Raw genomic sequence first — 13,378 nt, forward strand, 5'->3', positions numbered from 1 at the left:
GATATCTCCCGGTGATGAAGGTGAAGGGTCATCATCGGCCGGGATGGCGCCCCGGAGTTCCGCCTGCATCAGTGTTAAAACCGACCTGGCTCAACTCGCGGGCTGTTTGGAATGTCGCGCTGCAAGTGTCAGGGGTTTTCCGGTTCCAGCTGGAACAAGGTTTCGAGCGGGACATTAAAAGTGGCTGCCAGTTTCAATGCGAGCACCACCGATGGGACCATGTTGCCGGTTTCGATGGCGTTGATGCTCTTGCGGCTGACCTTGATGCGCTCGGCCAGTGCGGCCTGGGTCAGGTCGTGCATGGCGCGCTGGACCTTGAGCGCGTTGCGCAGTACGGGAACATCGCTCATGCCGCGCCGCGTCCAATATAAAGGAAGGCGCCGAGGAAGGCGGTGGCGCCGGTGAGCATGCTCAGGCAGGCCATGAGGACCAGTTGCGGCTGCGCGGTCTGGCTCTCCAGCAACAAGGCCAGGGGCAGTTGAACGAGCACCAGGAAGACCAGGGCAAAGCGCAGGGCGCGGGCCATGCTTTGCTGCCTGAATTCGTCCTGGAACATGGCTTGCCAGAGTAACTTGCGTGCCGCGCTGCCGCCGGGGTGGCTGTGCTGATGGCGCACCCATGCGCAGAACAGGATGATGGCCAGAGGCACCATTGGCGCGGCATCTTGCAGGCGTTCGCTCCACGCGCCGAGCACGCCGAAGGCCGACGCCAGCGCCAGCGCGGCTACCGTCAGCAAGGCGGCAAAAATGACAGCAAGCACGGTGCGGCCTTGTTGCACGCAGTCGTCAATGGTCGGTTTGGTGGCGTTCATGCTGGCTCCGGATCATGGTTGGGATGCGTAAAATGTACCATGATTGGGATAAAAAGTAACCTATCGGTGTCTTTTTTGTGCTTTCGACCATCCATGACCGGCGTGTCTGGTGTTACCGCAACGGTGCCGAGGCGTCGCCTGGCGTGCCGAGCGCCTCGGCGGCGTCCACCCTGGTGACGGCGGCAACCGGTGCAACCGGCCTGGCCTTGGGCGGTGGCGTTTCGGGCCTGCCGTTTTGCGCCGCAAATGGACCGGTGTTGATGTGGTAGGCAGCGATGGCGGCCGCAATTGCCGGGTCGCGCGCGGCCAGCAGCGCCTGCTCCGGCGCCGGCACAAGCGGTGGCTGTGGCGTGGTTGGCCGGTCCGCATCCGGGGGGGCCGTGGCTGACTGCGCGGCCGTGGCCGTGCGCACGGTGTCCGCGGGCCGCGCAAACCGCTCCGGCGCCAGCGGGGCGCTGATGGCTGGCTGCGGCTGGTCCACGCGTTGCTGTGCCCTGGCACTTTCCGCATTGAGCAGGCCGACCCTGCTGGCGTCGCGCCGGGCGATGTCGTCGGCCAGCGCGGCGCGCACGGCGTCGCTGGCGCCGGCGATTTTCTCGTCGAGCTCCCGCGCCGCTTCGCGTTCCGCCTGCAACTGTTGCGCCAGAACGCGCGCCTGTTGGGCGACGCCGGCGGCGTTGCCTGCCGTGGTGTCGGGTTCGGCCGCCGTGGCCGCTGCCGGCGTGGTACCTGGCGGCAGGGGCTCGAGCCGGTCTTGCGCAGCCGGCGTCGCCGCCGCTGCCGGGGGCGCTACCGTTGCAGCCGGCGTAGCGGGCTGGCGCACGTCGGCCGGGACCACGTTGGCGCTGCTCGCGGCGATGGCCGCTGCCACTGGCGCTTCCGCCAGCGCTGCGCCGCGCACACCCGCAGCCACGGCCTCCGCTTGCGGCGAGGCAATCGGATTGGCCTGCATGGGAAATACATCATCGCCGATCAGGTCGGCCACAGGAACAGGCAACGGATCTTCAGTGCGCAAACTTTCGCTCACCAGGTTCTGGAGGAACATATTGTCCGTATAGCTGGCCGGCTGCGCCATGGGATAGCTTGGGGCGGCGGCAATGTCTTGAGAAGCAGCGCCAGGAAGCGGCAAGGCGGCGCCGAACACGCTATCGTCGTCCAGGAAAGAGAGGTTGGCAACTTGTGCCTGGATTTGCGTGCCGACCACGTTCAAGAAGGCGCCGGCGGCGCGTTCCAGCAGTGCCGACGTGGCCCCCGGGTCCTGGCCGAACGCGTCCTCAAGCAAGGTCTCGTCCACGCTCAGCGCGCCGGGGGCAGTGCCTGTCGCCGGCGAGAACGTCAGGCCGATGGCGGCCAGGCTTGCTTCGGCATCGTCCGGCGTGCCGCCAAGTTGCTGGAAAAATTGCGATTGCAGCGATTGGCCGTCCAGGCTGTCGGTCGGCAGGCCGTTGCTGTCGACCGCGCTGGTCTGCAATTCGGTGAATGCGCCGGCCATGGCGGCCGCCGATACGGCCGCGTCGGCAAAGGCCTTCGAGGTATCGGTGTTGGCAGCGACCGAGGTTTGCAAGTCGAGCGTCTTTTTCTGGAATAGCGAGGCCAGCGACAGGAACCGTCCGGAGCTCGACAGGTCTACCGTGGTGGGCGCGACGCCGAGGAAACTCAGGTTTTGGGCTTGCTCGATGGCGACGGTACGGCTCGTGGCGACCGGGGCGACCAGGCTGGCGGCGCGTGCCGCGGGCGCGGTGATCTGGGAGATGTCCATGCTGAACCTTCCGTGTTCGAAGTAGCTACACAGTCGATTATGGCCCCTATTTGTCGATGGCACCGCTAAATTGATTCAATCGTGGCAGCAGACGCATAGTTTGTTGCCATCAGGATCGCGGAAGTACGCGCCGTAATAGCTTGCATGATATTCCGGACGCAGTCCCGGCGCCCCTTCGCAGACCGCGCCGTGGGCGAGGGCGGTGGCATGGGCGCTGTCGACCGCCGCGCGCGACGGCGCCAGCAGGGCTGTCATCTGGCCGTTGCCGGCGCCGTGCGGGCCGGCGAACGGGGCGCCGACCAGGAGCAGGGGGCGCGGGTGGCCGGGCTGCATCCAGCCGGCCCACGGTTTGGCCGGATCGCTGAACTTGAGCGTCAGGCCGAGTTGCGCCATCAATGCCGCGTAAAAGTCGACCGCGCGCGCAAAGTCGGTCACGCCGATGAACACGTGCGAGATCATGTGGGGTCCTTGAAGGGATTGCGGTCGCTCAGTTCATCGATGTACTCGTCGATGCCGCCGCTTTCGCGCTCTAAAAAACGCTCGATCGCATCCGAAAACGCCGGGTGCGCCAGCCAGTGGGCCGACCAGGTGCGGGTCGGCAGGAAGCCGCGCGCCATCTTGTGTTCGCCCTGTGCTCCGCCTTCGAACACGCCGATCTTTTGCTCGATGCAGAATTCGAGCGGCTGGTAGTAGGCCGTTTCGAAATGCAGGCAGGGCACGTGTTCGAGTTCGCCCCAGTAGCGGCCGAACAGGGTGTCGGCGCTGTGGATCACGAGCGAGGCGGCGACCGGGCGGCCTTCGCGTTCGGCGATCACCAGCAAAATATTCTCCGGCATGCTGCGCCCGATGCGCTGGAAGAAATCCAGGTTCAGATACGGCGAGGAGCGGTGCGCCTGGTAGGTGCGCTGGTAGCAGCGGTTGAACAGGCGCCAGTCGGCATCAAGCGCATCAAGCCCGCGCACGCGCCGCAGCGTCACCCCGGCGTCGCGCACCTTGCGCCGCTCGGCGCGGATGTTCTTGCGCTTCTTTTGCTCCAGCGTGGCCAGGAAGCCGTCAAAGTCCGTGTAGCCGGCGTTGAGCCAATGGAACTGCACGCCGCTCCGGAGCATGAAGCCGGCCGCCTCCAGCTGCTTGACCTGGTCTTCGGGTGGGTACAGGATATGGGTCGACGAGACATCGGATGCTTTCTGGGTCGATACCAGCGCCGCCAGCAGCGCGCCCCTGGCGTCGGCGTCGCGCGCCAGCAGGCGCGGCCCGGTCACCGGCGTGAACGGAATCGCCGACAGCAGCTTGGGGTAGTAATCGACCCCGTTGCGCTGGTAGGCGTCGGCCCAGGCCCAGTCGAACACGTACTCGCCGTACGAGTGCATCTTGACATACAGCGGCATGGCGGCGACCAGTTCGGCGCCGTCGTACAGCGCCAGGAACTGGGGCTGCCAGCCGGTGTCCGCGCAGGCGCTGCCCGATTCGTGCAGGGCGTCGAGAAAGGCGAACGAGAGGAAGGGATTGGCCGATGGCTGGGATGACGCCAGGGCGTCCCAGGCCGGCTGGCCGATCTCGGAAAGAGAGGATACGATATGCGTGCGATAATTCATTCTTGTCGAATCGGCTATTCCATTATTTTGGCGGGCGACGCCGGCTGAGGTTCGGGTCGGTCCATTGCATTCTACGCACATTAGCGTAAGGAGGCCCGAAGCGGTCGGATGCCCTGCCGCGCGCGCCGCCACCCTACGAAAGACACTGCATGCAGAACGACTTCTTCAACCTCTATTCGCACGGCTTCGCCCGGGTCGCGGTGGCCACGCCACGCTGCAAGATCGCCGATCCAGTCTTCAACGCGGCCCAGACCATCGCGCTGGCCGAAGCGGCTGCGCGGCAGGGCGCGGCGCTGGTGGCGTTCCCGGAGCTGGGCTTGTCGGCCTACAGCTGCGACGACCTGTTTCACCAGGGGGCGCTGCTGGACGCCTGCGAGGCCAGCCTGCGCACGGTCATCGATGCGACCGCGCACCTGCCGCTGGCGCTGGTGGTCGGGCTGCCGCTGCGGGTCGGGCATCAGTTGTTCAACTGCGGCGTGGTGGTCGCCGGCGGGAGAATCCTCGGCGTGGTCCCGAAAAGCTATCTGCCGAACTACGGCGAGTTTTACGAAGCGCGCCAGTTCAGCCCCGCCGACAGCGCGCCGTGCAGCCAGGTCAGCCTGCTGGGGCAGGACGTGCCGTTCGGCGCCGGCCTGCTGTTCGAAGTCGAGGGCATCGCGCTGCTGCGCTTCCATGTGGAGATCTGCGAAGATGTGTGGGTGCCGATTCCGCCATCGTCGTTCGCGGCGCTGGCCGGGGCCACGGTGCTGGTCAACCTGTCGGCGTCGAACGTGTTGGTCGGTAAAAGCGGCTACCGGCACCAGCTGGTGTCGCAGCAGTCGGCGCGCTGCCTGGCGGCGTATCTGTACACCTCGGCCGGGAACGGCGAATCGTCGACCGACATGGCGTGGGACGGCCAGACCCTGATCTACGAAAAAGGCGATCTGCTGGCCGAGGCCGAGCGCTTCCAGGACGACTCGCACATCATTTACGGCGACGTCGACCTGGAGCGCCTCTCGCGCGAGCGCATGCACACCACCACCTTCGCGCAGCAGGTACGTCACCATGCGCAGCAGGTGGCGGCGTTCCGCGTGGTGCGCTTTTCCCTGGGCGGCGCGCCGGGCGGCGGCAAAACGCTGGCCTTGAACCGCGCGGTCGAGCGCTTTCCGTACGTGCCTTCGGACCCGCAACGTCGCGACGAGCGCTGCACCGAGGTGTATCACATCCAGGTGCAGGCGCTGGTGCAGCGATTGTCCCAGAGCGGCATGAAAAAAGTCGTCATTGGCGTCTCGGGCGGGCTCGATTCGACCCACGCGCTGCTGGTGTGCGCCAAGGCGATGGATCGCCTGAAGCTGCCGCGCACGAATATCCTCGCTTACACGATGCCGGGGTTTGCCACCAGCGAGCGCACCCTGCGCCAGGCGCGTGCGCTGATGGAGGCGGTTGGCTGCGAGGCGCACGAGATCGACATTCGTCCGAGCTGCATCCAGATGCTCAAGGATTTGGGCCATCCGTATGCGCAAGGGCAGGAGACTTACGACATCACGTTCGAAAACGTGCAGGCGGGCGAGCGCACCAGCCATCTGTTCCGGCTGGCGAATTTCCATAACGGGATCGTGATCGGCACGGGCGACCTGAGCGAGCTGGCGCTGGGCTGGTGTACGTACGGCGTGGGCGACCATATGTCGCACTACAACGTCAACGCCAGCGTGCCCAAGACGCTCATCAGCCACCTGGTGCGCTGGGTGGCCGAGTCGGGCGTGATCGGTACCCACGGCTCGGACGTGCTGCTGCAGGTGCTGGCGACCGACATCAGCCCCGAACTGGTGCCGGGCAAGGCGGGCGAAGACAAGCCGGCGCAGAGCACGGAGAGTTCGATCGGACCGTACGAGCTGCAGGATTTCAACCTGTATTACATCCTGCGTTATGGCTTTGCGCCGTCGAAGGTGGCGTTTTTGGCGTGGTCGGCCTGGAAGGACCGCGAGCAGGGCGCATGGCCGGACGCCGTGCACGCCAGCCGCAACCAGTATGCGCTGGCGGACATCAAAAAGCACCTGGGCACCTTCGTGTACCGCTTCTTCAAGATCAGCCAGTTCAAGCGCTCGTGCGTGCCCAACGGGCCGAAGGTCGGCAATGGCGGATCGCTCTCGCCGCGCGGCGACTGGCGCGCCCCGAGCGACGCCGAGGCGGTCGTGTGGCAAGCCGATCTGGCAAGGATTCCGGATGAAGTCGGGAAATAGAACAGTCGGTCGTTTACAATAGCGGCAACAGTCAATCTATCGCATGACGAACAACCATTGAGGAGTAGCCATGAAACAAATTACTTGTGTGATCAAACCGTTCAAGCTGGACGAAGTGCGCGAAGCGCTGGCCGACGTGAACGTGACTGGCCTGACGGTCACCGAAGTCAAGGGTTTCGGCCGCCAGAAGGGCCACACCGAGCTGTACCGTGGCGCCGAGTACGTGGTCGATTTCCTGCCGAAGGTCAAGATTGAAGTGGTAGTGGACGACGCCATGGCCGACCAGGTGGTGGACGCCATCATCAAGGCGGCGCGTACCGGCAAGATCGGCGACGGCAAGATTTTCGTGCAGGATGTGGAGCAGGTGATACGGATTCGTACCGGCGAAACGGGGCCGGAAGCGGTTTAATTTCACTCGGCAACTAGTTGCAAAACCGGGGACAGACCCCGGTTTTGCAATGTTGTTTAACCGGAATCCGAGGTGGCTGCGGTCAGGCAGGACTCGGTATGCAAAAGCTAAGAGCGCCCCATGCGCATGTCGAATTTCCACGTCAGCAGCCGCAGCGCGCTGATCGTCGTCGCACTCGTCCACAGCGCCAGGTCGGGATCGGCCCCGAATTTTTTCATTATCAAATACATCCAGCTGCCGATAAACGCGCAAATGGCGTAAGGTTTCCCGTCGCGGAACACCATCGGCACTTCGTTGCAGACAATATCGCGCAGTACCCCACCAAAAATCCCGGTAATCACGCCCATCATCGAGGCGATGAAAATCGGCATGTGCGCTTCCAGCGCCGAGGCCACGCCGGCGATCGAGAACAATCCCAGCCCCACGGCGTCGGCCACTACGATGAGGCGTTCCGACACGATCTGGCGCAAGGTGCGGATCAGGGGCGCGGCCATGAGCGCGAGGACAAAAATGAGAATCGCGTATTCCTGGTGCGTGACCCAGAACAGCGGGCGCCGGTCGAGCAGGATGTCGCGCAGGGTGCCGCCGCCGAACGCGGTGATGAAGGCCACGGTGAATACGCCGACCAGATCCATGCGCTTGCGCCGCGCTTCAATGAAGCCGGAGAAAGCGCCAACAAGGATCGCCATGATTTCGATGAGCGTAATGAGGGTCATACGGTGCACTGTACTGTGGCGAATATTGCTAGCCTAACATGCGCCCGGCATGATGGACAGTGCAAGAGGTGCGCCCGGCAAGATACCGGGCGCATGCGGGCTATCGAATCAGGTGCCGATGGCCGATTTGAGCAGGACAATCAGGGCGCCGTGGCTGCGCCCGTCCACGTTGGCGGCGCAAAAGGCAATCACTTCATCTTTCTGCTCGAGCCAGCTGTGCACCATCGAGCGCAGCACCGGCTCGCCGCCGGCCGAGCCGAGGCCCTTGCCGTGGATTACGCAGACGCAGCGCAGCTTGCGTTTGCCGGCCTTGTGCAGGAACTCGCCGATGGCCTCGCGCGCGCCATCGCGGCGCAAGCCGTGCAGGTCGAGCTCGTCCTGCACCGGCCAGTAGCCCTTGCGCAGCTTGCGCACCACGTCCGGACCGATCCCGGCGCGCGAAAAACTCAGGCTGGGGTCGTCTTCGAGCAGGTGATCGACCTCGAACTGGTCCGAGAGCGATTCGCGCAGCACCGCCGCGTCATCCTCGGCCTGGCTGCGGAACACCTTGGCCGGCTTGATCTTGAGATTGACGCCGGGCGGGGCGTTGGGTACGAAGCGGTTCGACTCGGGCATCTTCTTGACGCCGCCGATGGCGCTGTTGAACAGGTTGGCCTCTTGCACGGCCACCCGCTCCCGTTCTTCGCGCTCGGCTTTTTCGCGCGCACGCGCTTCATCCTGGCCCTTGAGCTGTTCACGCAAGGATTTCAGATCGGAAAAGTCTTTCATCGGCATCGTCTTGTTTACCTATTAGTCGTTCAGGCTTTCCAGATAGCGCTGGGCGTCGAGCGCCGCCATGCAACCGGTGCCGGAACTGGTGATCGCCTGGCGATAGATGTGATCCTGCACGTCGCCGGCGGCAAATACGCCCGGGATGTTGGTGGCGGTGGCCATGCCTTCGAGACCGGTGCGGGTCTTGATGTAGCCGTTGTGCATGTCGAGCTGGCCTTCGAAGATGGCCGTGTTCGGCTTGTGGCCGATCGCCACGAACAGGCCGTGCACCGCCAATGGGGTGATCGCGCCGTCGACGGTCGACTTGATGTTCACGCCGGTCACGCCGCTGTCGTTGCCAGTGACTTCTTCCAGGGTGTGGTTGTACTTGATCACGATCTTGCCTTCGGCCGCCTTGGCGTTGAGGCGGTCGATCAGGATCGGTTCGGCGCGGAATTTGTCGCGGCGGTGGATGATCGTGACCTTGTTGGCGATGTTCGACAGGTACAGCGCTTCTTCGACCGCGGTGTTGCCGCCGCCCACGACCGCGACTTCCTGGTTGCGGTAGAAGAAACCGTCGCAGGTGGCGCAGGCCGAGACGCCCTTGCCCATGAACGCGGTTTCCGACTCCAGGCCGAGGTACTGGGCCGAGGCGCCGGTGGCGATGATCAGGGCGTCGCAGGTGTACTCATGGCTGTCGCCGATCAAACGCATCGGCTTTTCATTCAACTTTGTGGTGTGAATGTGGTCAAACACGATGTCGGTGTTAAAGCGCTCAGCGTGTTGCAGCAGGCGCTGCATGAGGTCCGGGCCTTGCACGCCCATCGGGTCGCCGGGCCAGTTTTCGACGTCGGTGGTGGTCATCAGCTGGCCGCCTTGTTCCACGCCCGTGACGAGCATCGGCTGCAGGTTGGCGCGCGCGGCGTAAACGGCTGCGCTGTAGCCGGCTGGGCCGGAGCCGAGAATCAGAACTTTGGCGTGTTTGGTAGTGGTCATGGGGCGGGCTTTAATCGAAATGTGTATGAAGAGAAACTGGGGTCGATTGCGGTCAGATCAAGTGGCGCGGGAATTCAATTGCGCACCCTCGATTATAGTCCATGATGCGCCCTAGCATGAATCATGGGCCCGATGCCCGCTGGATGGCTTAGAATGAGCGCATCGTCAACATCGTCCTACCTGTCGCATCATTGCGGCAGTACTGTAAGCAACAAAAGAAACAAAAGAATGCCAAAGACAAGCCAACCTTCCAACGCCAGTTACACCCGAAAGCCAGTCACCCGGCAACCCTTGCCGAACCGCGTGGTGCGCCTGCTGTCCGAAGCGCGCTGGATCGCGCTGGCCGTGGTGTTCCTGTATTTCGTGATGATCCTGCTCACCTATAACAAGGGGGATCCGGGCTGGTCGCACGAGGTGCAGGTATCGCAGGTGAGCAACCTGGGCGGGCGCGCGGGCGCCTATCTGGCCGATTTGCTGCTGTTTATTTTCGGCTTCTCGGCGTGGTGGTGGTGCATCTGTTTCCTGCGCATCCTCTGGAAGGGGTATCGCTCGCTCAATCAAAAATTCGTACTGGAAACAGAAGACGATCCCGAGCACCAGCAGGAGGCGGTGATTCGCTGGCTCGGCTTTGCGGTCTTGTTGATCGGCAGCCTGGGCCTGGAATTTTTGCGCATGTGGTCGCTGGCGGTGCAATTGCCGCGCGCGCCCGGCGGGGTGCTGGGCCAGCTGATCGGCCATGCGGCCCATTCGGCGTTCGGCTTCACCGGCGCCACCTTGCTGCTGCTGCTCTTGTTCGGACTGGGTTTCAGCCTGTTCTTCCACGTCTCGTGGATGGGCGTGGCCGAGCGCATCGGCGGCGCGATCGAAAACGCCATCGAGTGGTTCCGCCTGCGCTACCAGGACCGCGAAGACCGCAAGCAGGGTGAAGTGGCGGCCGTCAAGCGCGATGAAGTGGTGGTGCACGAGCGCGCCAAGCATGTGGCCGCGCCGGTCAGGATCGAACCGCAGGTGATGGAAGTGGTCCAGTCCGAACGCGCACTGAAAGAAAAGCAGCTCGACAAGCCGGTCGAGCATCCGGCGCAAGCTGCGCAACCTTCACAAGCGGCGCAAGCGTCGCAAGCCGCGTCGCGGCCGGTTGCCAGCACCGTCAAGATCGAGAAGCCGGCCGAACGCCAGGCGCCGCTGTTCCGCGACTTGCCGGGCGACTCGTCGCTGCCGCCGCTGTCGCTGCTCGACGATGCGCCGGAAGTGCAGGAAACGGTGTCGGTGGAAACGCTGGAGTTCACCAGCCGCCTGATCGAAAAGAAATTGTCCGACTTCGGCGTCGATGCCAAGGTGGTGGCGGCGTATCCGGGTCCGGTGGTGACGCGCTACGAAATCGAACCGGCCACGGGCGTGAAGGGCAGCCAGATCGTCGGCCTGGCGCGCGATCTGGCGCGCTCGCTGTCGCTGACCTCGATCCGCGTGGTCGAAACGATTCCCGGCAAGAATTACATGGCCTTGGAATTGCCAAATCCCAAACGCCAGATCGTGCGCCTGACCGAAATCGTCGGCTCCAAGATCTATAACGACAGCACCTCGCAGTTGACGGTGGCGCTGGGCAAGGATATTGCCGGCAAGGCGGTCATTGCCGACCTGGCCAAGATGCCTCACTTGCTGGTAGCCGGCACCACCGGTTCCGGTAAATCGGTGGGCATCAACGCGACCATCCTGTCGCTGCTGTACAAGTCCGACCCGGCCGACGTGCGCATGATCCTGATCGATCCGAAGATGCTGGAGATGTCGGTGTACGAAGGCATTCCGCACTTGCTGGCGCCCGTGGTGACCGACATGCGCCAGGCCGGCCATGCGCTGAACTGGGCGGTGAACGAGATGGAGCGCCGTTACAAGCTCATGAGCAAGCTGGGCGTGCGTAACCTGGCCGGCTACAACGCCAAGATCGCCGAGGCGGCCAAGCGCGAGGAACATATTCCGAATCCGTTCAGCATCACGCCGGATTCGCCGGAGCCGCTGGAAAAACTGCCGACCATCGTCATCATCATCGACGAGCTGGCCGACCTGATGATGGTCGTCGGCAAAAAGGTCGAGGAATTGATTGCCCGTATCGCGCAGAAGGCCCGTGCGGCCGGCTTGCACCTGATCCTGGCGACGCAGCGGCCGTCGGTGGACGTGATTACCGGCCTGATCAAGGCAAATATTCCGACCCGGATCGCGTTCCAGGTCTCGTCCAAGATCGACTCGCGCACCATTCTCGACCAGATGGGCGCCGAAGCGCTGCTGGGCATGGGCGACATGCTGTACATGCCGCCGGGAACCGGTTTGCCGGTGCGGGTGCACGGCGCGTTTGTGTCCGACGAAGAAGTTCACCGCGTGGTGGCCCACCTCAAGCTGTCGGGCGAGCCGAACTATATTGAAGGCATTCTCGAAGGCGGCACGCTCGAAGGCGAGGGCGGCGCGGAAGGCGGCGCGTCCGGCGAGGCGGGCGGCGAGGCCGATCCGATGTACGACCAGGCGGTGCAGGTGGTGCTCAAGAACCGGCGCGCCTCGATCTCGCTGGTGCAGCGTCACTTGCGCATCGGCTACAACCGCGCGGCACGCTTGCTGGAGCAGATGGAAAACAGCGGTGTTGTTTCTCCAATGCAATCGAATGGCAACCGCGACATTCTGGTGCCGGCCGCCAGCGCAGAATAATCCGTCGCCTGTGCACCGGCTTGGCCGCTCGTCCGTTACAGGATGAGCGGCTGCCGACCTCTTCTTTGCCCACGCGGCCCATACTTAAGGACACTATGCAATTTTTACTGAATAAAACCACGGCCGTGCTGGCCCTGAGCCTGGCCTGCGCCGGCATGGCCCACGCCAGCGCCCTCGAACAATTCAAATCCTTCGTCGCCGGCACCAAGGCCGCGCGCGGGGAATTTACCCAGCGCCAGGTGAAAAAGGCCGACTCCGCCAAAGTAGCGGCGCCATCGTCCGGCACCTTCGTGTTCGCCCGTCCCGGCAAGTTCATCTGGACCTACGTCAAACCGTACGAGCAACTGTTGCAGGCCGATGGCGAGCAGCTGTATATCTACGACAACGACCTGAACCAGGTCACCACCAAAAAACTCGGTGACGCCCTGGGTTCCTCGCCAGCCGCGATCTTGTTCGGCAGCAACGAGCTGGAAAAGAACTTCACCCTGACCGAAGCCGGTACGCGTGACGGCCTGGAGTGGCTCAATGCCGCGCCCAAGGGCAAGGATTCGCAGTTCGAGCAGATCAGTATCGGTTTGCGCAACGGCACGCCCGAAGCGATGGAACTGCGCGACGCCTTCGGCCAGACCTCGGTGCTCGCATTCAAGAAGTTCGAGAAAAACCCGCCCCTGACGGCGACCCAGTTCAAATTCGTCATTCCCAAAGGTGCCGACGTCGTCAATAACTGATCCATCTTCCCTCGTGGAGCTCACTTGAATTCAAGAGCAATCGGTACCGTACTGGCTGTGACTTTGTTGACTGGCACCACGATGGCTCCCGCCCTGGCGCAAACGCGCATGCCGCCGTCCGACACTGAACGCTTGCCCTCGGCCTGCACCCGGCCCGACTGGCCGCCCGAGGCCAAGCGCTACGACCTGGAGGGCACGACCGTGCTCGACTACCGGATCAAGGAGTGGCGCATCGCCGATGTCAAGGTGCGCAAAGGCAGCGGCTGGCCGATCCTGGACGCCGCCGCCGTGCGCGGTTTGCAAGCCTGCAAGCTGAAAACGGATGCTGCGCAGCCACGCGAGACCGCCGTGCGCACGCTCGACTACGTCTGGGCCACCGCCGGCGGACCGTCGGCGCGGCCCCAGTTGCGTGCCGACAGCTGCGCGCCATCGGCCCAGTTGCACGGCTTCGTGCCGCTCGACCGCACCCCGACGTCCAGCGATGGCGTACTGGTGCGCTTCCTGACCAATGGCCGTGGCGAGCCGTTCAACATCCGCCTCGAAGGTCGGATCACCGACAACGAGCTGGCCGAGCAGATCAGGCAGTACGTGCAGAGCTGCCGTTTCGTCGCCGCCAACGTGCCGGGACCGAAGACCGATGCGGTGTACGGGCGCGTGCTGCTGGCGGCTCCCGGTAAATAAAGTTGGCATGCATATCTGGCAAT

13 protein-coding genes are annotated in these 13,378 nt (G+C 63.8%); 5 read left to right on the forward strand and 8 right to left on the reverse strand.

What is annotated here, in order from left to right; all coding sequences use genetic code 11:
- Positions 1–128 precede the first annotated feature (128 nt).
- The 5 genes from F1609_RS24910 to F1609_RS24930 all read right to left on the reverse strand — a co-directional run bounded on the left by F1609_RS24910 (position 129) and on the right by F1609_RS24930 (position 4,165).
- The gene (locus tag F1609_RS24910; protein ID WP_196785488.1) at positions 129–350 is read right to left on the reverse strand and encodes a helix-turn-helix transcriptional regulator; all 222 of its coding nucleotides are present in this window, start codon (positions 348–350) and stop codon (positions 129–131) included.
- Positions 347–811: a hypothetical protein gene (locus F1609_RS24915; RefSeq protein ID WP_167079349.1), complete on the reverse strand. Its 465-nt coding sequence runs from the start codon at positions 809–811 to the stop codon at positions 347–349. Before F1609_RS24915 ends, F1609_RS24910 begins: the two co-directional genes overlap by 4 nt.
- A 112-nt stretch (positions 812–923) precedes the next feature.
- Positions 924–2,570 carry a hypothetical protein gene (locus F1609_RS24920; protein WP_167079350.1) on the reverse strand — a complete coding sequence of 549 codons (1,647 nt, stop codon included), beginning with the start codon at positions 2,568–2,570 and terminating at the stop codon, positions 924–926.
- Between the two features lie 75 nt (positions 2,571–2,645).
- Positions 2,646–3,029, reverse strand: a complete 384-nt coding sequence (locus tag F1609_RS24925) for a VOC family protein (protein ID WP_167079351.1) — start codon at positions 3,027–3,029, stop codon at positions 2,646–2,648.
- Entirely contained in the window at positions 3,026–4,165 is a 1,140-nt protein-coding gene (locus F1609_RS24930) for a GNAT family N-acetyltransferase (protein ID WP_167079352.1), read from the reverse strand. The genes F1609_RS24925 and F1609_RS24930 overlap by 4 nt, the downstream gene beginning before the upstream one ends.
- A 149-nt stretch (positions 4,166–4,314) precedes the next feature.
- Here F1609_RS24930 and F1609_RS24935 point away from each other — a divergent pair, with 149 nt between their 5' ends.
- Positions 4,315–6,384 (forward strand): NAD(+) synthase, encoded by a 2,070-nt coding sequence (locus F1609_RS24935; RefSeq protein WP_167079353.1) that lies wholly within the window; start codon positions 4,315–4,317, stop codon positions 6,382–6,384.
- A 70-nt stretch (positions 6,385–6,454) separates the two neighbouring features.
- Positions 6,455–6,793: a P-II family nitrogen regulator gene (locus F1609_RS24940; protein ID WP_166882158.1), complete on the forward strand. Its 339-nt coding sequence runs from the start codon at positions 6,455–6,457 to the stop codon at positions 6,791–6,793.
- Positions 6,794–6,900: 107 nt separating this feature from the next.
- Here F1609_RS24940 and F1609_RS24945 read toward each other — a convergent pair whose 3' ends face one another.
- The 3 genes from F1609_RS24945 to trxB form a co-directional block, all read right to left on the reverse strand.
- Positions 6,901–7,509, reverse strand: a complete 609-nt coding sequence (locus F1609_RS24945) for a trimeric intracellular cation channel family protein (RefSeq protein ID WP_167079354.1) — start codon at positions 7,507–7,509, stop codon at positions 6,901–6,903.
- A 108-nt stretch (positions 7,510–7,617) separates the two neighbouring features.
- On the reverse strand, positions 7,618–8,283 hold the full coding sequence (locus F1609_RS24950) for a Smr/MutS family protein (RefSeq protein ID WP_167079355.1): 666 nt from the start codon (positions 8,281–8,283) through the stop codon (positions 7,618–7,620).
- Between the two features lie 15 nt (positions 8,284–8,298).
- Entirely contained in the window at positions 8,299–9,255 is a 957-nt protein-coding gene (gene trxB, locus F1609_RS24955; protein WP_167079356.1) for a thioredoxin-disulfide reductase, read from the reverse strand.
- A 228-nt stretch (positions 9,256–9,483) separates the two neighbouring features.
- Between trxB and F1609_RS24960 the strand changes: the two genes are divergently transcribed.
- The 3 genes from F1609_RS24960 to F1609_RS24970 all read left to right on the forward strand — a co-directional run bounded on the left by F1609_RS24960 (position 9,484) and on the right by F1609_RS24970 (position 13,355).
- Positions 9,484–11,946, forward strand: a complete 2,463-nt coding sequence (locus F1609_RS24960; protein WP_167079357.1) for a DNA translocase FtsK — start codon at positions 9,484–9,486, stop codon at positions 11,944–11,946.
- A gap of 95 nt (positions 11,947–12,041) precedes the next feature.
- On the forward strand, positions 12,042–12,674 hold the full coding sequence (gene lolA / locus F1609_RS24965) for an outer membrane lipoprotein chaperone LolA (protein ID WP_167079358.1): 633 nt from the start codon (positions 12,042–12,044) through the stop codon (positions 12,672–12,674).
- A gap of 81 nt (positions 12,675–12,755) precedes the next feature.
- A complete protein-coding gene (locus tag F1609_RS24970) occupies positions 12,756–13,355 on the forward strand; it encodes an energy transducer TonB (RefSeq protein WP_167079359.1) in 600 nt (199 codons plus the stop codon).
- Positions 13,356–13,378 lie beyond the last annotated feature (23 nt).

The sequence above is a fragment of the Massilia aquatica genome (assembly GCF_011682045.1).
Classification (GTDB): Bacteria; Pseudomonadota; Gammaproteobacteria; order Burkholderiales; family Burkholderiaceae_D; genus Telluria_A; species Telluria_A aquatica.